The organism is Streptomyces sp. NPDC001153, assembly GCF_053598315.1.
In genome coordinates, this window is record NZ_JBSFJZ010000081.1 from 1 (window position 1) to 21,006 (window position 21,006).

Genomic DNA, 21,006 nt, shown 5'->3' on the forward strand with positions numbered 1-21,006 from the left:
TCCTGCACACCTACAACCACCACCGCTGCCACACAGCACTCGGCGGCCACCCACCGATCAGCCGTGTGAACAACGCTTCAGATCAATACACCTAGCCGCCCTGGTTCCGCGACCGCTTGGGCACAAGCGCGACGAGCACGGCGCTGGTGTCCCGCAGCGACTCGGGCACGGACTCCACTGCCCCGGTCCCGCGAGCTCGGTCCAGTATGTGCCGTTTGGGCCACGAACCTCCGAGGTCCCTGTTCAGCTGGCTTGCGGTCACCATGTCGGAAAGAAACATCATGTGCTCGTCCAACCGATGTTCTCCGGCTTTGGCCAGGCGCACCGCCTCGATCAGCCCATGCCGCACGTTCGGGTCCGGGTAGTACCGCTCCCGCCGCAACAGCCCCCTGCCCGGCACGCGCCGGATCAGACCGCGCCCGACCAGCGCGCCGCGATGCTGCAGGAACGCGATGCGCCGCCGCCGCACCCACTTGTAGGGCACCACCACCTCGCCCGCGTGCGCCAGTTCGGCCAGCAGTTCATCGGCCCAGGCCAGGCCGGTGGAGTCGGCGTTGACCAGCTCGATCTCGGCCCGGTACGGGCGATACGCGTCAAGGCCGAACACGGTGGACTTGCGCGTCCGGACCGCCAGCTTGCCGCGCAGCGCGAGCTCGCCTAGTTCAGCCACCGCGCAGCCGACCTCGGCCTGTCCGGAGTCGATCACTTTTCCGGTCTCGGCGAGGGAGAGCAGTGCGAATTCCTCGGGCAGCGTCAGCGGACCGGCCATGGGCCCATCCTGCACTGTGACGACGGCCGTAAAGGGCGGCTCGGATCCACTTGTTGAGGCTCTGTGACACACCGCTACAAGCTGTGAGTTCGGCGGCGAACGACGGGCCTGGGCGCCCCAGTCGCGATCGGTCCTGCCGAAGTGCCGCAGTACATCCAGCAGTTGGCGCGCCTACCGAATGCGGGATCGAGAAGTTCGTCCATGTGGGGCGCAGTCACCGACGTCGCCAAGGCCACCATCGACCACACGGTCCCCCTCGCCGAGGCCTGGCGCTTCGGTGCCGGCACCTGGAGTCCGGATCAGCGCAAGGCCTTCGGCAACGACCTGAACGACCCCCCAACTGCTCATCGCGTCGGAGTCCGCGAACTCCTCGAGTCGGACCGTGGGCCAGCCCCGGTGCACGCACGTACGCCAAGGACCGCACCCACAAGTCGGTCTGGAAGCCGACCACCACCGACAAGGAGAAGACGGCGCTGTCCTCGAGCTCGACACCTGCACCAGCTGATCCCGGCCCTCGGCGTCAGCCCGCGCTCACCGGGCGGTCGTCCGGGTGAGTGTCGGCTGCAGGGGCGGAGAGGGCAGGATCCGAACCCGTGTGGACTCCTGCTGGGGTGTGCGGTGGGCGGCGGCCCCAGGCGGAGACGGTCATCTGGGGGATGTCGATGAACGCCGGGTCCTGCAGGAGTTCGGTGAACTCGCCGAGGTCCGCCTCGGTGACGAGGCCGCCGGCCAGGAGGGCGGGGGCGGCCCGCTCGATGAGCGGGCGCCAGCGGTCCTTGTCGAGTCCCCCCATACGGCCGAGGTTTCCGGTGTAGTTCACCTCGGTCAGTGCGTTGCGGGCGAGGAGTGCGGGCAGGCCGCGGGCCCAGGTCATGTCGGCGCCGTGCTGCCGGCAGGTCTGCTGGTAGGCGGTGAGGAGGCGCTGGGCCAGTGGGAAGGGGGAGTCGGTGGGTGGCAGGTCGTAGGGTTCTTCGACGACGAGCCAGCCGCCGGGGGAGAGCCAGCCGGCGGCCCGGGCGATCATCCGGTCCCTGTCGGGAAGGTGGCAGAACAGGTAGCGGGCGTGGATGAGGTCGAACGTGCCGGGCGCGTAGTCGTGCCGTGTGATGTCGGCTTCCTGGATCTCCAGGTTGGCGGCCCGGCCGGCCTCGAGGTGGCGGGTGTCGAGGTCGACCGCGACAACGCGGCCCTCCGGGCAGCGGGCGGCGAGCCAGTAGGCGATGGAGCCGGCGCCCGCGCCCAGTTCCAGGCAGTTCCAGGATGCCTGGACGGGGAGGCCGTCGATGATGTGTGTGGTGAACGTGTCCACGCTGCGCTGTATGGACTCCAGGCGGTCGCGTTCGCGCGGGTCGTCGTTGCCGAGCATGCCGGTGCTGTAGGGGGTGGTGGCCTGGCGTTGTGTCACGGGTTTCGCCTGTTCGTGGGAGGGGTGGCCGGGGCGGCGGTCGGCACGTGCCGGCCCGTGCGGTCCGGCGTGACGGGGCTGGATGCGCCGGGAGCCGGCCCGGCGGGACCGGATGCGGTGGGATCGGAAACGCCGGGGCCGGTCGCGGTGGGCGGCAGCGGGAAGGAACGTACGGCGGGCAGTGCGCGGCAGCGCAGGACGGCGAGCAGGAAGTCGGTTTCGCTGCGCAGGTTGTCGTCCCGCGGACTCGCGGTGGCCAGTGGGTTCGGGCGGGGAGTGCCCGCGCCGGCCCTGGCCCGGAGGGCGGCCCGCAGCCAGCACGCGGTGAACGCCGGCTCGACCTGTTCCTCGGGCAGGTTCTGGGCCTTGATATGGCGGCGGGCGCGTTCCACCGTCTCCGGCGTCACATAGTCCTGCAGGAGGAGCAGGGCGTCGCGGATCTCGATCACCTGGCGGTAGAGCCGGAGACGGATCGTCTGCGGGCTGCCGAACAGTGAACGGATCCGGGTACGCGGTCGGTCCAGAACGACGTGCGGGACGGCTTCGACCAGGTCGCGCCACAAGGGGTGCAAACGCCACAGGGCCTTTGCGTCACAGGCCGTGCGATGCGAGGTGAGCGCCAGCGGCAGACCGACCCCGGCGGTCATCAGCCAGGCCGTGAGGCCGATGTTGTCGGGGAACAGCGCGCCCAGCCAGGTGGGGCGGGCGAGGAGGAAGGCCAGGACGACGCACCAGAACACGCACGACGAGGCGAAGCCGGCGGCGAGCAGGAGCAGTCCGGTGCGCAACGGCCGGTCGTCGCGGGCGCTGCGGCCGTAGCGTACGCACAGCACGGCGCAGGGGATCGTGCCGACGAGGTGGGCGGTGATGAGCAGCCACCAGAAGGGGCTGTACCAGGGGACGGCCTCGGCGGTGACACAACCGGCATGCGGGGCGGCCGTGTAGTTGAGCGCGACCAGGGCCGCGTTCGTCGCGATCATCGGGCCGTAGACCAGCCAGGGGCGGCGCCGCGACATGGCCGCGAGGACGAAGTCGAGGATGAGGGCCGAACTGAGCACGCCCCACGCGTTCATGAACAGGCCGCAGCTCTGGGCGAAGGCGAAGGTGCGGTTCAGTGCGGCGGAGACGGGGTCGAGATAGACGGTGATCGACCCCGCGAGGCCGGTCACGGCGATCAGCAGCATCTTCTGCTGGTGGGAGTGGCGGGCCGAGGGCAGCCGCAGCAGGATCACCAGCCACAGCGCCATCGCCCCCAACAGCTCTGCGGTGCAGCCGAGTTGGTGCACGCATCGTATGTCCATGGCCACTACCTGCGGATCCCGAGGGCGGCCTCGAGTGCGCCGCGCACACCCGCCGACGGCGAGGGGGCCCGTATGCAAGAGGTGGAACGGATCAGGCTGGCGACCAGCTCGGCTTCCTGTTCCTGTTCAGTGGTGTAGTTGGTGCGGGCCAGGAGCCGGCCGATCATGACCGGGCTGATGCTCGGCAGCAGCGTACTGAGTGCGCCCAGGGTCTCCTGGTCACTGATGCGGTGATCGCACAGGATGTGCCCGATCTCGTGCAGGACGATGTGTTCCTGATGGAACTTGGTGGTCTTCTCCTCGACGAAAATGATGTCGCTGGTGTCGGTGGCGATCCACAGCCCGCAGGCGTTGACGGCCGAGCTGATGGGCATGGTGAGGATCCGGATCGGCCGGGCCCGCCGCGCCGACAGTTCCTCGACGAGAGCGTCGATGGAGAAGGGGCTGGGCAGGTCGAGCGCGCCGACGAGCGCCTGGCACCGTTTGCGAACCTTCCGTGTGGTCATGGTGTCGCCTTGCTTTTCGGTCGGACACCGAGGCAGCTGAGGTCCTGTAGGTGGCGGGTCGCCACACCTCCGGGGCCCTGTGCCGTGGTTCCCGGCCGTGGCCGCCGGACGTGAGCCGGCCGTCACGCGCCCGGACGGAGCCCGGCACGGGGTGCGTTGTCGGTGTCTTGTGCTGGTGGGGGGTTGGAGACCGAAGGCCTGGGCCTAGTCGCTGGTCGGCGGCACGCCGCGCAGCGAGTCGCGAGCCTGAGCCGCGGCCTCGATGATGCCGGCGAGGAGCTGCGAGACCTGGTCGGTGGTCGTGGCGACCGGCGCCGCATGCGACGATCTCAGGGCAAGGCCGTGTGCCCTGCTTTCCCGCAACTGCCCGAGCAGTTCCAGCTCTTTGTTGACCTGCTGGAAGACCTGTTCGTCGAGGAAGTACGCGCAGCGCTGGATGCCGAGGCTGTGCGCGACCTTCACCAGGGTCTCGATGGTGAGGTTGGCGCCCTCGGCGGACTCCACCGACGCCAGGGTGCGTTTGGACACCCCGGCGAGTTCGGCGAGTCTGGCCAGGCTGAACGGTCCTTCGGGGTGATGCCGGCGGATGTGGCGAAGCCGCGCGGCGATGTCGGTCTTCGCCGCGTGGACGTGGTCGTCCAGAGTCCACGGCGCGGACGTTCCGGTTGCCTGCTGCTGCTCCATCGCCACCTCCTTGGTGCACCATGCTGCTCTAAAGGCGCAACATGTTGCAACCAGGCCTGGAGGGGGCCTATGGTCCTCGTGTGTGGAGCGGGGGCTCACGAGAGGGTGATGAACACATGCTGACGAGGCATCAGAACAGTGTGTGTAGCAGGCCCCTGACCAGCCTTCACGTTCTCTCACCTCGGTGTGACGCGGGCCGGAGGACTCCGGCCGCCGGCCGCCGCCACCTTCCGCTGTGTCACTCGCGCGAGGCGAGCGGCGCCTCGTCCGGCACGGAGTCCGGCACCGAGCCCGTCACCGATGGAGCCGCGGAAACCGCGGAAACCGCGGAAGACACGGAGGCCGCGGAAGACACGGAAGACACGGAAGACGCGGAACGCTCCGCGGGGTACGGGTGCCACCGCGAACCCCGCGTTCCGGCGCTCCTCACCACGCGGCGCCCGGACGCGCCCAACTCCCCGGAGGCCACGATGCGTTGACCCTGGGAGGGCCCGCGAGAGGGCCGAAGCACAGGACGCCCGGACGCTTGATGATGCCAGTCATCCACGGCCGGGGTCCCTTCACCGCGAGGCCTGCCAGGGCCCCGCGGCAGCGCTGTCCCCTCCGGGTGCCACCGGAGCCGGCCAGCGGTGTAGTCGGGTTCCTGCCAGAACCCCGAAGCCTGAAGGCTTCGCCTGTCCCAGTGCAGCCACACGAAGGACGTTGGTCATCATGCAGCACCACGCTGCCTCGTGTCACCCCGAACGCGATTCGAATCCACCGGGTGAACTCCGCGTGCCGCCCCCGCATGCCCGACGGTTACGGGCCCGGCGCGGCAAGGGCTCGGTGACATCCGGTCACGCCCCCGTCGTGCGCGCGTCGTCGCGGTGGCCATGACGACGGGCCCCGCCACCCGCACCTCACGTGTCCGTCAGCGCGTCAAAGTGCCGTGGCGCCTGGTGGCCTCGGCTCACTACCCCGATGTCTCGCTCAGCGTCTACGTGAAGATCAAGGCGCTGGCGCTGCGGCCGGAGGGCTGCACCGCGGCAGCGGCGACCCTCGCCCGCTATCTCGGTCTGTCCAAGGCCTCGGTGGAACGGGGCATCGCCCATCTGCGCAGGCCCGCGCCCGACGGCGTGGTGGAGCTTCCGGAGAACACCCGGCGCTCCCTTCCGGGCGGCCGCGGTACGACGGCACGACGGCGGGTGCGTCCGCTGCGGGCCGAGGAGCGCTTCGTGTGGCTGCCGGTGGCGGCGTGCGAGAACCTCACCCCCCGTCAACTGCGCGCCTACGCCATCCTCGCCTTCGCCCAGGCACAGCGCATCCCGCTCGGCCTGAGCGACCTCGCCGGGTTCCTGCGCCACCACCGGGGCCGGCGTGCCGGGCAGCCCCTCACGGCCGCGGCCGCCGCGACCGTGGTCGACGCCCTGGAGGCGGCCCAGTGGGTCTGCGTGCAGCGGCGCGCCGGGGCGCAGGGCCGACACCGCTTCCTCGTCGAGCACCTCGCACCCGCCGCCGTGCCCACGGAGCAGCCTGCCGACGCTCACATACGTACCGAGCAAGGCCATGCGGATCAGGACCGTACGGATCGAGGCCCCGCGGCGGCTCTCGCGGCCGACGCGTCGGCGACGACGTCCGCCCGGTCCGGTGAGGGATCGGGTACGGCAGGCGGTGACGGATCGCTCGCGGATGAGGAATCACCTAGGACTGACCGACCGGAGAACACGGGCCGCAGGCCCTCACCCGCCGTAGGCGAGACACCCATAGGCGAGACACCCGTAGGCGAGACATCCGTAGGCGAGCCGGCCACCGCTCGACCCGGCCCGGCCACCGCACCGAGGGCAGATGCCACGCGCAGCGGTCAAAGGGCGAAGGGCTCGCCGCCGTACGGCCGGCCGCCCTGCAGCGCACCGCCGTACAAAGGGCCGCAGCTCACCCTGAGTCCGCAGATTTACGCGGCGCTGGAGCCGGTGCACCGGCTGCTGGCACAGATCGGCAGTGTGTTCGTGGTACGGCGGATCGCCCGTGAGGTGGGCCGTCAGTTGCGCGCCGGCACGGACCCCGACCGCCTGCGTGCCCGCCTGCGGCTGCGCTTCGCCCGCACCTCGCCGACCGAGATCAGGGATCCCGGCCGCTGGCTGCTGGGCGTGGCGCTGCCCCGCTGGGGCTGCGGTCTGGCCGACTGCGAGTCCGGGCTGTTGTGGACGACCGGGCGACGGTGCGAGGTGTGCACGGAGATCGCCGTGGACCGGCGCACCTCCCCGCGGCCGGCGACCGGCGCCCGCACGCGGCACGAGCCGGCCGCGACAGACGCGCCCCGCGGGAACTGCGGGGCGTGCGGCTGCCGGATCCTGCGGCTCGGGCCGGCGCTCGCCGACGGACTGTGCAAGCCCTGCCGCGAGGAACTCACCGGGTTCGCACAGTCCGCCGGTGGCACGCCTCTTCCGGGAACGCAATGATGTGCTTTCCCCGGTGCGGTTCCGGCGTGTGCTCACCGGTCCGAATTACCGGCCGGGGAATTCCCGTTGAATGCGTTCGGCGCATCCACCGCATGCTCTCCCGTTATTGGTTGTCCCGCTCATTTCGTCCTACCGTATTTCTCGGTGACTGACAGCACCCGGGCTCCCCTTACCCCCGTGGGGAGCCCGCATTTTTTCGGTGACGGCATGACGACCGGTACGGGTCCGCATTAACGCACCCCGGGTGAGCGATCCGGGCGAGCGTCGGGAGGGTGGCGCGGTGATCAGTTCCAATTACGACGTTGTGGTGGTGGGCGGCGGTCCGGTAGGGCTGCTGCTGGCCTCCGAACTGTGTACGGCAGGCGCGTCCGTGCTCCTGATAGAGCGCAGGGCCGAGGCGGACACCACGATCAAGGCCGGGGTGCTGGGGCCCCTCGCGGTCGAGGCACTTCAGCGGCGGGGCCTGGGCGAGCGGCTGACCGCGGTGGAGCAGGAGCGATTCCGGCAGGTGGCCGCGATGGCGGCAGCCGCGGCCGGTGTCGACGACCCCGCGCAGCTTCCCCCCTCGGCCGTCCGGCTGGGGCCCACCAACCACTTCGCCGGCCTGGAATACCTGGAGCCGGACCGGGTCAAGGGATCCCAGCGTCGGCGGATGGCGGTCAACCAGTACGCGCTGGAGCTGATGCTGGCCGATCACGCCCACCGGCTGGGCGTGGAAGTCCGCCGCGAGCACGAGCTGATCGGCCTGGACCAGGACGCGGAGGGCGTGACCGCGCGGCTGTCGACCCCCACCGGGGAGAAGGTGGTGCGCGCCTCCTACCTGGCGGGCTGCGACGGCGGACACAGCACCGTACGCAAACTGCTGGGCATCGAGTTCGACGGCACCGGACCCACTCTGACGGGCCGCCAGGCGGTGGTGGAACTGGCCGAGCCGGGCGCCCTGCGGCTGGGATGGCACCGCAGTCCCGGAGGAATGCTGGCCTACGGGCTCGGTGTGAAGCGGGTTTTCACGGTCGAGTTCGACGGCCCCCCCGCCGACAAGGACGCACCGGTGACGCTGGCGGAGATACAGGACAGCATGCGCCGCACCAGCGGCGTGGACGTCGAGGTGCTGTCCGTGAAGGCCCCGGCCCGCTTCACCGACAACGCCCGCCAGGCCAGGGAGTACCGCCGGGGCCGCATCTTCCTGGCCGGCGACGCCGCGCACGTGCATCCGCCGTTCGGCGCGCAGGGGCTCAACGTCGGTCTGCTGGACGCGGTCAACCTGGGCTGGAAGCTGGCCGCGGCCGTGGCGGGCCGGGCCCCGGAAGGCCTGCTGGACTCCTACGCCGCGGAGCGACGGCCGGCCGGGCAGCGGCTGATGCACAGCACCCGGGCGCAGACCGCGCTGATGCGACCCGACGAGCACACCAGCGAGCTGCGGGCGTTGTTCGCCGCCCTCATGCGCCACGACGACGTCAACGAGCACCTCTGGAACATGCTCACGGGCCTGGACGAGCGCTACGACCTGGGCGACCCGCACCCGCTGGTGGGCACGCTGAGCCCCAACTGGAAGCTGAGGATGCGGGAGGCCGGGCCGGACGGGGAGGGGCTGGAGACGGACGTGGCCGAGCTGATGCGCGGCGGCCGCGGTCTGCTGCTTAGCCTGAACGGGCGCCCGCCCCTCGGCTGGTCCGCGCAGGTCGACCCGGTCAGCGTGGTCCCGGACACCAGGGGTGTGGACGCGGGGGGATCGGAGGCCGCGTCGTACGCCGATCTCGAGGCGCTGGAGATGGTGCTGCTCCGGCCGGACGGGTGCATCGCCTGGGTCGGTGTCGCCGGCGATGCCGCACAGGGGCGGCCGTCCCTGTCGCAGGCCCTGCGCCGCTGGTTCGGCGGCACGGCCTGACGGCCCGTCGTGCGGTCCACAGGGGGGAGGCGGACCCGCCTCCCCCCTGTGGCATGCGGGCAGGCCGTGTACCGGGCACCTCGCCCCGGCTCCGGTCACTGCACGGCCGCCTGGGGCGGTGGTGCGGCGGGCAGGGCGTCCGGTTCCAGCACCGCCCTGACGGAGCTGCGGATGCGGGAGCGCAGCCACTGGTGGGCCGGGTCGCAGTCGTCGCGCGGATGCCAGGCGAGGGACAGGTGCAGCGGAGGCAGGGGGACGGGCAGTTCCCGGGTGACCAGGCCGAGGGTGCGCACGTTGATGCGGTACTGGCGCCAGGGGAAGAGGCCGATCATGTCGTGCCGGTTGGCCAGCATCAGCAGCGTGGCGGCGAACGTCGGGGCGACCACGGCGGCTCGGCGGCCAAGGCCCAGCGCGGCCAGGGCGTCGTCCAGCGGCCCGTTCAGCCGGCCGCGGCGTGAGGTGACGATGTGCCGGGCGCCGGCCACCCGCTCGGCGGTGAGTTCCCCCTCGGCCAGCGGATGGTCGGGGCGCATGACCATCACGGTGTGGTCCGTGGTGAGCAGCTCGGTACGGACCTCGGGCGCGAGCGGGCCCAGAACCCCCATCTGCAGGTCGATGCTGCCGTCCCGCAGCCCGGTGTGGTCGCCGGGCGGCTCCGCGAGGAAGCGCAGCGTCACGCCCGGGGCCTGCTGTTCGACGCAGGTGAGCAGGTGGTCGCCGACGGAGGTGACCATCGCGTCGTTGGCGCAGATCGTGAAGGTGCGGGTGAGGGCGGCCAGGTCCGTCTCACCGGCCGGGGCGAGCACGGCGTGGGCGCGCCGCACCAGCGCCCGCACCTCGGCGCGCATCGCCACGGCTCTGGGAGTCGGCTGCATGGTGTGTCCGGCGCGGACCAGGACGGGGTCTTCCACGACCTTGCGTATCCGTCCCAGCGTGCGGCTCATCGCCGGCTCGGAGACGGCCAGGCGGTCGGCGGCCGCGGTGACCGAGCACTCCTCCAGCAGAGCGTCGAGCGCGACGAGCAGATTCAGGTCCAACTTCGTATGCACGGCACGCATCTTATGCATCACGACCATGCATTTGAAGTTATCTTCCCACGTTCCTACGGTCGTTGACGCACCGTAGGAGAAGGGAAGGACATGACTGCAGAGAGCGCAGCGAGGCCACAGGCCGACCAGGGCCGTGAGGCGAGGCGGCAAGCGGGCCGGGGAACGGGCACCGCTCCCGGCCGGGCGGCACGGCGCACGGTCCCGCGCCTGATGAACGCCACCGTCATCGCCGTCCAGGCCATGGTCTCCGGCGTCAACCTGGCCATCCCCCAGCTGTCCGGGAGCGGACTGCACCCCTCGGCAACCCAGCTGGTATGGATCGTGGACGTCTACCTGCTCGTCTTCGCCGGGCTCCTCATCCCGGCCGGGGCGCTCGGCGACCGGCTGGGCCGCAAGCCGGTGCTGCTCGGCGGACTCGCCGTCTTCGGCCTGGGCTGCCTGGGCTGCGCCCTCTCCCCGAACGTCACGGCCCTGCTCATCAGCCGGGCCGTAGCGGGCCTGGGCGCGGCGCTGGTGATGCCGGCCACCCTCGCCCTCTCCCTCGCGGTGACACCGCCCCCCGAGCGCGGCAAGGCGGTCGGCGCCTGGTCCGGCGCGACCGGGCTGGGCGGCATGCTCGGCAACCTCCTCGCCGGCACCACCCTGCAGTTCTTCTCCTGGCCCGCCTTCTTCGCCCTCTTCGTCCCGGCCGCCGCGCTGCTCGCCGTGCTGGCCGCCCGATGGGCCCCCGACAACGAACCCCACCGCGTCCGCGCCGACGTCCCCGGCACCCTCCTGCTGGTGGCGACCCTGACCGCCCTGCTGTTCGGGCTGATCGAGGCCCGCGAGCTGGGATGGACCTCCGGCCCGGTCCTGGCGGCGTTCGCCGCCGCCGCCGTCATCGGCACGCTCTTCGCCGCGCACTCCCTGCGCAGCGACCACCCCCTGGTCGACCTGAGGCTGCTGAGGACACCCGCGGTCGGCTCGGGCACCCTCGGAGTGGCGGGCGCCTTCCTCGGCATGTTCAGCCTGTTCTTCCTCAACGCCCAGTACCTGCACTACGCCAAGGGATTCAGCGCCGTCGAGACGGGCCTGGCCATCCTGCCGCAGGGCCTGTGCATGAAACTCGTCTCGCCCAGGGCCGCCCGGCTTGCCGCCCGCTGGGGCACACGCCGGGTCGTGGCCGCCGGCATGACACTGATCGTCGCCGGGCTCGTCCTGCTGTCCCTGGCGACCTCCGCGACACCGTACTGGAGCTACGCGATCGACCTGCTCGTGATGGCCACCGGTATGGGCCTGGCCACCCCGCCCCTGTCCAGCGGCATCGTCGCCGCCCTGCCCAAGAGCCAGAGCGGCCTCGGATCCGCGCTCAACAGCACCGCCCGCGAGATCGGCAGCGCCGTCGGCATCGCCGTCGTCGCCACCGTCGTCACCAGCCACTTCCTCGCCCACCTGCCGCCGGCCGTCGCCGGCAGCGCGCACTCGGCCTCGGACGCGATGACCGCCGCCGACCACCTGGGCACCGCCCAGCACACGGCCGCCGTACACGCGTTCACCGACGCGATGGCCCAGGGCTACCGCGTCATCGCCGCCCTCGTCGCCGTCACCGCCCTGGCGGTCCTGCTCTGGCAGGGCCGCGCACAGCGCACCGCGACCGGCACCCGGCAGGCCGCATCGTGATCACCACCCGGCAGCCCGCACCAGCGGTGACCCCGCACCCGGGCGAGCGCCGCTCCGCACCCGGACGCGGCGGGCGCAACCTGGTCCAGGCCGTGACGGTCGGCCTGCTCATGGCGGCAGCGGTCGGCACCGCCCTGGCCACCACCCCGCTGGCCTTCGCCCTCCTGACCGGCATCGCCCTGATGCTGGCGATCGTCGAACTCGGCCGCGCCCTGCGCCGCTCCGGCCTGCACCCCGCCCTCACCCCCGTCCACGTCGGCAGCCAGACCACCCTCTGGCTGACCTGGCACGACGGTGAGGCAGGGCTGCTGCGCGGACTGGCGGCCGCGGTCCTGCTCTGCATGGCCTGGCGCGTGACCCGCGGCCCCGCCGGCTATGTGCGCGACACCGCCGCCGTCCTCCTGCTCCTCGGCTACATCTGCCTGCCCGCCTGCTGCGCCGTACTGCTCGAACAGCAGCGGCACGGCGTCCTCCTGGTGGTGGGTGTGCTGGCCTGTGTCACAGCCTCCGACACCGCGGGCTACGCGACCGGAGCGCTGCTCGGACGGCACCGCATGGCCCCCGCCATCAGCCCCGGCAAGAGCTGGGAGGGCTGCGCCGGCTCACTGCTGGCCGCGACCACCGCCGGAGCCCTCACCTTCGGCCTGCCGGCCCACGCACCATGGCCGGTGGGCGCGCTGTCCGGCCTGCTCATCGCCCTGGCGGCGATCGGCGGAGACCTCGTGGAGTCCGCCGTCAAACGCGACCTGGGCATCAAGGACATGAGCGCCCTGCTACCGGGACACGGCGGACTGCTGGACCGCCTCGACTCCCTCCTGCCCGCCTTCGTCGTCGCCTGGCTCATGCTCGGCGCACCGCAGTGACACAGTTCCTTTGTGGAAATTCCCGGGACAACACGTACGCCGGTCAAGGGATTGGAGAATTTTATTGCACCACTAAAAGCGTTGCATGTTACGTGCGAGTAGTGAAAGATCGTCAGCGGGGGCCGAGACACGCGCGACGTCAATGACCGAAAAGCCGCCCACGGGGATCCCGTTGCTTCACAGTCAACAGGAGGCAGCAACTCATGAACGTCACTGATCTGCAAGCGGCGCATTCAGCCATCGGACTGGTCTCCAAGAAATGGGACCTCTATGTGCTGGCATCCCTGCAGAGCGGTCCCCGGGGATATTCGGAAACAGCACGGCTGACCGGAATGGACCGCAAGCAGCTCACCCGGGTGCTGCGCCGCCTGGAGGACGCGCGCCTCGTCTCCCGCCGGGTGGAGACCCGGCGCCCACCCATCCGCGTCTGGTACGGCCTGACCACCGCCGGCCGCGAACTGCTCGACGTCGTCGCCCAGTTCGCCGACTGGTGGCACCAGGACACCGACGCCCACCCCGGCCGGCCCACTGCGCACCAGCGCGCCACCGCCGAGGACCACCTCGGCATCGACCACCCGCAGACCTGCATGGTGTGAGCCGGCCTGGCGTGGGAACGAGCACGTACCGAGTGCGGTGAGCGCCGGCCCGAGGCCCTCCTCACCGCACTCGGCACACCGCGCACCGCCCAGCGCGGGCGGCGGCCTGCGATCACGTGGCCTCGGCTGTCACCCGCCACCCACCTGGCGTCGGGGCCGACCTGCCCTCACCCGGGGCGCCCGGCCACCCGTCGCCGCCCGGCCCGGCGACCTGCCCTCACCCAGCCCGCCCGGCGGCCGCCTCCGCCTGGGCCTCGGCCATCCACACCCGCACCGTCTCCGGCGCATGCCCCGCGCTGTGCAGCCGTTCGGCCAGCACCTCCGGTGCCGCCCCGTCCCGCAGCCCCTGCCGCACATACGGCAGGAACCGCGCCCGCTCGATGTGCCCCCGCTGACGCTGCACCGCCGACCACAACGCCTGCGGCGCGCCGGCGTCCAGCACCTCCGCGAGCACCCGCAGTTGCGCCCGGACCAGATCGGCGGTCACCTCGTCGGCCAGCGACACCGTGCCGTCCGGGCCCGTTGTCAGGGCACTGGGTGCGGAGGCGACGACCACTTCCGGCTCGGGCACCACGAGGTTGCCCAGCCCGTTCAGCAGAGCACGGGCATCACCGAGACAGCGCAGGCCGTTCATCCGCCCCAGCGTGGCGACCCATACGACGATGCCCTTGCCGGCGAGGGCTCCGCGGCCGTGGGGCCGCGAGAGCCAGTCGACGGCGTTCTTCAGCACGCCGGGAACCGTGTGGTTGTACTCCGGTGTGGCGATGACAAGCCCGTCCGCACCCGCCACCGCAGCACGCAGCCGAGCCACGGCCGGCAACGCCGGATCGGTGTCGATGTCCTCGCTGTACAAGGGCACATCCGCGAGACCTTCGAAGAACTCGAAGGTCATGTCCGAAGGCGCCAGCGCCGCGGCCGCCCGCAGCAGACGGGTGTTGAACGAATGCCGGCGCAGCGATCCGGAGAGCGCGAGGATCCGGTGCATGGCTTTCCCCTCGGCCCCTCAGCCGTACGACAACGGCGTGAGCTGATGCACGTCATGCCGTGCCCGCAGACGCGCCACGGCCTGCGGGTCAACCCGGTCCTCAGAGGCGAAGATCTCCAGCAGTCCGTCGAAGTACTCCTCGTGATCACCGGGCGGTGACGACTGGAAGAGCATCCGGGCCGGCCGGTCGGTGCGGTTGGCGAAGGCATGCGGACACCCGGGCGGCACGAACATCAGACTCCCCGGCCCGGCGGACACCGCCCGCTCACCCGTGGGCGACTCCCAGTCCAGCCAGTTCTCCGTCCGCTCCCGCGGTTCGAAGGCCAGCATGTCCAGCTCTCCCTCCAACACGTAGAACAGCTCCTCGCCGTCCGTGTGGTAGTGGGCACCGGTGTTGAAGCCCGGCGGCACGACGACCTCGAACGTGGACGCGTAGGCGGAGTGTTCCCCCGTCACTTTGAAGGTGACGTCCTGCGCCTTCGCCACCAGCCTCTTGCCCTGGCCGGGCGGCACGATCAATCCGCTCAGGGACACGAGCGGTCCTCCTGTCGATACATACGCACGTGTGCGGAAACGCACGTGAAGAACACGGAACAAAACCGAGGGACGACGGCCATCCCCACCCCGCACGGCAAGGGCGCCACCCCCGGCGAAACCAGCCGGCTCAGCCGGCCAGCGGGTTCTCGATACCGGCCGGAATCCTCACCGGGAACCCGGCGCCGGCACGGTCGTGCACCCACGACCCCACCGCCAGCTCCGCCGTGATCCCCGGCCCGAACCCGGCGATCACCCCCTGCGCGCCCTGCCGCAGCGGCCCGTCTTCGAACAGCCGCCGCAGACCGTCCAGCACCACCGCGCTGGCGATGTTCCCGTACTCCGTCAGCGTCGCCCGGCTGTACCGGAACTCGCCCGGCGCAACTCCCAGATACTTCGACAGATCGTCGAGAATCCGCGGACCACCGGCGTGAATGATGTAGAAGTCCAGCGCCCCCACGTCCCACGAGTGGCTTTCGGCGATCTCCCGCACCACCGGAGCCAGCGGCTTCATCGTACCGGGCACACGCTTGTCCAGCCGGAAATGGAATCCGCTGTCCTTGACGTCATAGGAAATCCAGTCCTCCGTGTGAGGAATGAGATACGACGCATTGCGCTCCAGCCGCACCCCGCTGCCGCCGCTGCCCCGCACCACCGCGGCCGCCACCGCATCCCCGAACAGCCCGTCCGAAAGCAGCGAGCCGACATCCGCGTCGGTCGGCTGATAGCACAGCGAGCAGAATTCGCAGGACACGATGAGCACATTGCTCTCGGGATGCGCCGCACAGAAGTCATGAGCCCGGTTGATGGCCGCCCCGCCGGCCGCGCACCCGAGCTGCGCGATGGGAATCTGCCGCGTCGAGGGCCGGAAGCCCAGGGTGTTGATCAGCCATGCAGTCAACGACGGCATCATGAAGCCCGTGCAGGACACATAGATGATGGCATCGACGTCCTGCGCCGCCAGACCGGCGTTGGCCAGGGCCTCCTCCACCACGGGCGGAACCCGCCGCTTCGCCTCACGCTCGTATATTTTGTTGCGTATCTCAAATCCGGGATGTGCGAGCGTCTCCTCGAGCGGCTGAATGATATGACGCTTCGCCACACCCGTATTCTTGATGAGCCGCAACGCCAGATTCAGGCTCGGGCTTTTCGCGTGCACCCGCTTCGCCATGTCGAGCGTCTGCTCCATGGTGACCACATCCTCCGGAACCGCCACCGCCGGCTTGCACAGTGTCGCCATAATCCCTCCCAGTCGTTTCCGGTCCCTCGGGCACCCAAATTCATGGAGTCCGAACAGCACTCAGAAACCTATTCGACCTCGATTACCCCTGCAAGAGGGATCTTTTGCCGTCGAGAGGCATTCCTGCCACACAGGGAAATGATTGCCGCAAAGGGTCCTACTGGCCTGGCCCCGGCCCGGCCAATAGGATCCGGCCCGGCCGCAATCGAAAAGCCCGCCGCAGAAAGCCGATCCTGCAGCGCGTCCCTCGCCACCGGCGGGATCGGCTTCTTCTTCCGCCCGCCGCCCTTCATCTTCTCCAGCAACAACACGCGGTGTCCCTTGTCTTAACCGAGGTGTTTCACGCGGGCGTTTGTCGGGAGGCCTGGGCGTGCATTTGCTCATGTATCCGACGCCGGTGACCGTGCTCCCCCCGGCGTCGACGCGGTCGCCGCGCACGTCGCCGAGAGCGACCCGGCCGCCCGCCGACGGGGCTGAGCCGTAGCACTCACGGCGTGCTCCCCAGACAACAGGCTCTCCGGGCGGCATCGTCCCAGGTCAGCGATATCCGCTGTTTTCGCGGCCGTTACGACGGCGACCGCGTACCGATCCGGCAGGTGTTTGCTGGTCCCGGCCCCCGGGGAGATCGGGACCGGATAGGTTCGAACCGAATCGGGCCGGCGCACGTTCGGCCACGCTCGCTTTGCGTCGTCCGGGCGTCAGGGTCAGTCATCAGGGGGTACCGACGTGCCGCAGGAACCATGGGCGGAGCTGGGGGAGACCATCAGCGCGATTCGTGCCGAGTTGCAGAGCGCCATGGAAGCGGGCAGGGAGGAGCCCCTGAAATTCAGGACCGGGCCGGTGGAGCTCGAGTTCACCGTGGAGGTCAAGAAGGATGGCGGGGCCAAGGCCAAGGTCTTCGTTCTTCCCTGGACGGTTGAGGCCCATGGTGCGGCAAGCGTGGGCCGGACCCACCGCGTCAAGCTCACCCTGCAGCCGGTCGACGGCGACGACAACGATCTGAGGATCTCCGCCGACTCTCCGCAGCGTCCGAAATAGCCGCGAACGATCCGCGTGGAGAACAGCAGGTCGGGTGAGGAACAGGACGGGGGATGGACCAGGCACGGGTCATGGAGATCTGGAATCCGGTCCTCGGGAAGTCGGGCAGCGGGTACCTGATCGGTGACGACGTGGTGCTCACTGCGCACCACGTCGTGGACGGGGTCCGGATGCGCGGCAGCGTGGAGGTCCGGCAGCTGGATCCGGAAGGCCGCACGGACTGGACGGATGCCGAACTGGTGTGGCTTCCGGAAGCAGCAGCTTCGGAGGTGTTGCCGGACGCGGACGGTGCGCTGCTGCGGATCACCGGGCCGGACTGGCAACCGCCGGTGACTCCGCCGGTGCGATTCGGGCGGATCGTGGGCAAGAACCGCGTGCCCTGCCTCGGACTGGGCTTTCCCGACGCGGTCACACGTCCCGACCACGCACGGGACACCATGCCGATACGTGGCCATGTGGACCCGTTGCACGGCATGAAGTCGCGGATGACCACGGTGCATGTCGACGTGGGCATCGTGCCGAGCCGCTCGGGATGGCACGGCAGCTCGGGGACCGGGCTGCTGTGCGGACCGCACCTGATCGCGGTCGTGACGACGGAGAAGAGCTTCGCGCCAGGTGTGCTGGAGGCCGTACCCGTCAGCGGCCTCGCCGAACTGTCGGGATTCGAGCAGACCTTGCGTGACCACGGTGTCCACTTCGTCACCGAGGACATCGGCGAGGCGTCTCCGGATCCCGACGACGAGCCGGACTACGCGCCGATTGCCATACCGCCGCCCTCCTCACGACGCCGCCTGAAGAAGCTGCTGGTGCCCGCCGCAGGAGGGACGATGACGATCCTGGCGCTCTTGGCGCTGTCCCCGCCCGCGTCGGGCCTCACTTGGCCGATCGGATCGACACTCTCCGGCGTTCTGGCCGGGTGGGGCATCGATTGGCTCCGTGGCCCACGGTCGGCAGGGGCCGACCGGGAAGCTGCAGTCCGAAGGCTGCGCGAGGCCGTCCGGGGGGAGGTGGAGCGACGCCGTTGGCAACTGCTGGGCAACGACAGCAAGGCCATCAACGTCACGTTCGTCACCGTGCCGCAGGGCGGCAGGGACGCGGACAGGGCCTGGCCTCGCGGGGACTTCAACGGCATCGCCCGTTACCTGGACGGGCTCCGGCCGAAGCGCCTGGTCATCACGGGCGGTCCCGGCTCGGGCAAGACGCTCCTGGCCTATGAACTCGTCCATCGGGTGCTCGCCCGCAAGCACTACGACGGTCCGGTGCCGGTGCCGGTCGGCCTGTCGGAGTGGGACACCAGCGCGACGTTCGCCGACTGGTTCAGCGCTCGCTTGGGTCAGGAGTACCTGGGCGGTTCCGAGACCAGGGCGCGGGACTTGTTGGCGTCCGGGCGCATCATGCCGGTCCTGGACGGCCTCGACGAGATGGACCCTACGGACGGCGGACGGCCCAGGGCCGTCGCCGCGCTGGCCCAGCTCAACCGGTTCGCTGGGTCATTGGCGCTGACCTGCCGTTCGGATGAGTACACCGAGATCTGCCGCACCGATCAGCGTCTGCTGGACTGTGCGACGGTGCGGATCGAGGAGGTCCAGCCCGTCGACGGTCGGCGGTTCCTGGACGAGCGGTCCAGGAACAGGGCCCGGCTCGCCGAGTTGAAGGACGATCTCTTCGCAACGGGGACGGCCACGAGCGCGGTGCTGTCCTCACCGTGGATGCTCACGCTGGCATCACTGGCATCGCAGACGGAAGCCGGAGCCGCGAAACTCCGCTCCTTCATCGGGGTACCAGCCTCGGGCGGCCGAGAGCAGGAAGAACTGCATGCGGCCTTGCTGGAGGAACTCATCCCGTCCTTGTGCGAGCCGGATCCGGCCGACCGGCGTCGGCCGTACCAGGCGCAAGCCGTGACTCAGTGGCTGCGGCTGCTCACCGCAAGCCTGCGCGGCGGCCACGCGGCACCGACCGACGGCAGCGGTGCCGTCGTACCATCCCGAGACCTGGCCATCCATACGCTGTGGCCGGTCGCCGGGCCGCGCAGCGCCCGCTATGCCGCCGCAGCGATCACCGTCGCCTGCTGGCTGCCCGCCCTGCTCTCTTTAGCGGCCTGCCTCCACCACAACCACGCCCTGCCACTGCCTGGCGCAGTACTGCTCGCACTGCTGACCCCTGCGCCGCTGCTGTCGGTCTGGAACGCACGTGCACGATACGTCCAGCCCCGCCGAATCCTGTTCCAGCGGCTACGCAGCAGACTCGGCTGGAGCCGGATCGCCCTGGGTGCCACACTGGGCGGCGTCCTCATGCTGCCGCTGACGCACCTGTTCGGTCCGGGCTTCGCGCTGGCAGTCGGCGCCGGGTTCGCAGCCGTCTTCGGCTTCGGCCTTGCGCTGTCGGTGCGGGCGGACATCGACCGCCGCCATCTGGTGGCGGTCAGCACCCCATCTGCCCTGGCGGTGACAGTGGCGGCCGGGTTCCTCGCCGGCCGACTCGGCGATTTTATCGGTCTCACCGCGGGATGCGGAGCCGGAGCAATCGGGCTGGCGGTGGGGGTACCCGCAGGGCTGCGAGCCGCTCGGCGCAACAACGGCGGAGACCCGGACCCGGATCCGCCCGGAGTACCCACGCCGCTGTCCCCACTGCGCAATGACGCGATGGCAGGGGTGGTGTCCGGTGCCGTCGTCGTGGCCCTCACGCTCTACGGGACGCTGAGCGTCGAGTGGTTGCGAGTTTCCTGGCCGCTCGCCGTCATCACGGCTCTGGCCTGCGGTGTGGCTGCCGGGCCTGGCTTTGTCGCGGTCACCAGTCGCCAGTACCTCGGCCTGATCTCGGCCACCCGCGGGAAGCTGCCGTTGCGCCTGGCCGCATTCCTCCGCTGGTGCCATGAACGAGGACTGCTGAGGTCGGCCGGCACCGTCTACCAGGTACGCCACGACGAACTACTTGAGTGGCTCCGGCGTTGACCTCTGCTTGCGTGACATTACCGCGGCACGTTTCCGGCTTAGTACTCCAGTGCGACTTCGTGATCTAGCTAGGCGTCGAGGTAGTGGTAATCCCCATCCGGGAGGCCTATCACTAGGCCGCCGTTGTGGACCCTCCACTCGCTCATGCCGTCGACGTCGTGGCTGACCAGAAACAGCCCCCGGGGCCTCTCGTCGTACTCGTCATCCTGGTAGGAAGCCGGGATGAGGGCGATCTGACGCAACCTCTCCTCGAACCAGTCGAGGGACACCGCGCGGATATCGCCCCCGTAGAAGGCCCACCTGACGTCGTTGTACTGCCGAGCGGGGAAGGCCCAGCCCCCGCTGTAGGTGCGCTCCGGATCGTCTGCTTCCACGATCTCCTTGATCTGGGCCAGCTGTCCGTCGTCACACTGCAGCCAGCCCCTGACCGAGACCATGGTTCCCACGGCGGTTGCTCCTCATTCGTGTGGCGCGCTGCCCTGGCGCACGGTTCCTATGCGCTTGCACGCTAGGGGCGACCTGTTCGGTCGCGCAAAGGGATTGACAGGTGGATCAGCCGCCTCGGGCGAGAGCGCGCCATCCCCATCCGGTCGGCCCTCGCGATCTTGCGCTGGGCCCGGGTGAGTATGAGAACGGCCAACGCGTGATCATCAGGGGTTGTGTGGACTCCTGAAGATCGTGCGATGGCCGCGGGCCGCAGCCTCGGGCTGCGCCGCAGACACGTCCGAGGACCGAGGGGCGGCGTTGGGCGGTTCAGCTTCATAGGAGGCGGCACCGCCCGTACCCTTCGGGGACCACGGCGTCAGATAGCGGGCGCCAAACACTGGAGGCCATACCTCGTGCTGATTGCTCAGCGTCCTTCGTTGACCGAAGAGGTCGTCGACGAGTTCCGTTCCAGGTTCGTGATCGAGCCGCTGGAGCCGGGCTTCGGCTACACCCTCGGCAACTCCCTCCGCCGTACGCTCCTCTCCTCGATCCCGGGTGCCGCCGTCACGTCGATCCGGGTCGACGGTGTCCTGCACGAGTTCACCACCGTGCCGGGCGTCAAGGAGGACGTCACCGACCTGATCCTCAACATCAAGCAGCTGGTCGTCTCCTCG

General features: G+C 70.2%; 17 protein-coding genes and 1 pseudogene. 8 read left to right on the forward strand and 10 right to left on the reverse strand.

Annotation, left to right across the window (positions count from 1 at the left end; all coding sequences use genetic code 11):
• Window positions 1-91 precede the first annotated feature (91 nt).
• The 5 genes from ACWDEN_RS45710 to ACWDEN_RS45730 all read right to left on the reverse strand — a co-directional run bounded on the left by ACWDEN_RS45710 (window position 92) and on the right by ACWDEN_RS45730 (window position 4,665).
• A complete protein-coding gene (locus ACWDEN_RS45710) occupies window positions 92-769 on the reverse strand; it encodes a GOLPH3/VPS74 family protein (protein ID WP_450863960.1) in 678 nt (225 codons plus the stop codon).
• A gap of 520 nt (window positions 770-1,289) precedes the next feature.
• Window positions 1,290-2,174, reverse strand: a complete 885-nt coding sequence (locus tag ACWDEN_RS45715) for a class I SAM-dependent methyltransferase (protein WP_450863962.1) — start codon at window positions 2,172-2,174, stop codon at window positions 1,290-1,292.
• A complete protein-coding gene (locus tag ACWDEN_RS45720; RefSeq protein ID WP_450863964.1) occupies window positions 2,171-3,475 on the reverse strand; it encodes an MAB_1171c family putative transporter in 1,305 nt (434 codons plus the stop codon). Before ACWDEN_RS45720 ends, ACWDEN_RS45715 begins: the two co-directional genes overlap by 4 nt.
• Window positions 3,476-3,480: 5 nt before the next feature.
• Window positions 3,481-3,981: a hypothetical protein gene (locus ACWDEN_RS45725; protein WP_351610508.1), complete on the reverse strand. Its 501-nt coding sequence runs from the start codon at window positions 3,979-3,981 to the stop codon at window positions 3,481-3,483.
• Between the two features lie 204 nt (window positions 3,982-4,185).
• On the reverse strand, window positions 4,186-4,665 hold the full coding sequence (locus ACWDEN_RS45730; protein ID WP_351610505.1) for a helix-turn-helix domain-containing protein: 480 nt from the start codon (window positions 4,663-4,665) through the stop codon (window positions 4,186-4,188).
• Between the two features lie 872 nt (window positions 4,666-5,537).
• On the opposite strand from ACWDEN_RS45730, the gene ACWDEN_RS45735 reads away from it, so the two are divergent.
• Complete coding sequence (locus tag ACWDEN_RS45735) at window positions 5,538-7,103, forward strand: hypothetical protein (RefSeq protein ID WP_450863966.1); 1,566 nt, start codon at window positions 5,538-5,540, stop codon at window positions 7,101-7,103.
• 280 nt (window positions 7,104-7,383) lie between these two features.
• Window positions 7,384-8,991 carry an FAD-dependent oxidoreductase gene (locus ACWDEN_RS45740; protein ID WP_450863968.1) on the forward strand — a complete coding sequence of 536 codons (1,608 nt, stop codon included), beginning with the start codon at window positions 7,384-7,386 and terminating at the stop codon, window positions 8,989-8,991.
• A gap of 95 nt (window positions 8,992-9,086) precedes the next feature.
• Here ACWDEN_RS45740 and ACWDEN_RS45745 read toward each other — a convergent pair whose 3' ends face one another.
• Entirely contained in the window at window positions 9,087-10,049 is a 963-nt protein-coding gene (locus ACWDEN_RS45745) for a LysR family transcriptional regulator (RefSeq protein WP_351610612.1), read from the reverse strand.
• 201 nt (window positions 10,050-10,250) lie between these two features.
• On the opposite strand from ACWDEN_RS45745, the gene ACWDEN_RS45750 reads away from it, so the two are divergent.
• From ACWDEN_RS45750 to ACWDEN_RS45760, 3 genes are all read left to right on the forward strand, one after another.
• A complete protein-coding gene (locus ACWDEN_RS45750; RefSeq protein WP_450863970.1) occupies window positions 10,251-11,699 on the forward strand; it encodes an MFS transporter in 1,449 nt (482 codons plus the stop codon).
• On the forward strand, window positions 11,696-12,562 hold the full coding sequence (locus ACWDEN_RS45755) for a phosphatidate cytidylyltransferase (RefSeq protein ID WP_450863972.1): 867 nt from the start codon (window positions 11,696-11,698) through the stop codon (window positions 12,560-12,562). Before ACWDEN_RS45750 ends, ACWDEN_RS45755 begins: the two co-directional genes overlap by 4 nt.
• A gap of 203 nt (window positions 12,563-12,765) precedes the next feature.
• On the forward strand, window positions 12,766-13,158 hold the full coding sequence (locus tag ACWDEN_RS45760; protein ID WP_351610491.1) for a winged helix-turn-helix transcriptional regulator: 393 nt from the start codon (window positions 12,766-12,768) through the stop codon (window positions 13,156-13,158).
• Window positions 13,159-13,375: 217 nt separating this feature from the next.
• Here ACWDEN_RS45760 and ACWDEN_RS45765 read toward each other — a convergent pair whose 3' ends face one another.
• The 3 genes from ACWDEN_RS45765 to ACWDEN_RS45775 all read right to left on the reverse strand — a co-directional run bounded on the left by ACWDEN_RS45765 (window position 13,376) and on the right by ACWDEN_RS45775 (window position 15,917).
• A complete protein-coding gene (locus ACWDEN_RS45765) occupies window positions 13,376-14,143 on the reverse strand; it encodes an NAD(P)H-dependent oxidoreductase (protein WP_450863974.1) in 768 nt (255 codons plus the stop codon).
• Window positions 14,144-14,161: 18 nt separating this feature from the next.
• Window positions 14,162-14,671: a cupin domain-containing protein gene (locus ACWDEN_RS45770; RefSeq protein WP_450863980.1), complete on the reverse strand. Its 510-nt coding sequence runs from the start codon at window positions 14,669-14,671 to the stop codon at window positions 14,162-14,164.
• A gap of 136 nt (window positions 14,672-14,807) precedes the next feature.
• Complete coding sequence (locus tag ACWDEN_RS45775) at window positions 14,808-15,917, reverse strand: type III polyketide synthase (RefSeq protein WP_450863976.1); 1,110 nt, start codon at window positions 15,915-15,917, stop codon at window positions 14,808-14,810.
• Between the two features lie 726 nt (window positions 15,918-16,643).
• On the opposite strand from ACWDEN_RS45775, the gene ACWDEN_RS45780 reads away from it, so the two are divergent.
• Both ACWDEN_RS45780 and ACWDEN_RS45785 read left to right on the forward strand, forming a co-directional pair.
• On the forward strand, window positions 16,644-16,955 hold the full coding sequence (locus ACWDEN_RS45780; protein ID WP_351610483.1) for a trypco2 family protein: 312 nt from the start codon (window positions 16,644-16,646) through the stop codon (window positions 16,953-16,955).
• Between the two features lie 53 nt (window positions 16,956-17,008).
• Complete coding sequence (locus ACWDEN_RS45785) at window positions 17,009-19,906, forward strand: trypsin-like serine protease (RefSeq protein WP_450863978.1); 2,898 nt, start codon at window positions 17,009-17,011, stop codon at window positions 19,904-19,906.
• 68 nt (window positions 19,907-19,974) lie between these two features.
• On the opposite strand, the gene ACWDEN_RS45790 is transcribed toward ACWDEN_RS45785, so the two are convergent.
• A complete protein-coding gene (locus tag ACWDEN_RS45790) occupies window positions 19,975-20,343 on the reverse strand; it encodes a hypothetical protein (RefSeq protein WP_351610607.1) in 369 nt (122 codons plus the stop codon).
• 402 nt (window positions 20,344-20,745) lie between these two features.
• Here ACWDEN_RS45790 and ACWDEN_RS45795 point away from each other — a divergent pair.
• Window positions 20,746-21,006, forward strand: a pseudogene (locus ACWDEN_RS45795) (DNA-directed RNA polymerase subunit alpha); the annotation flags it as partial.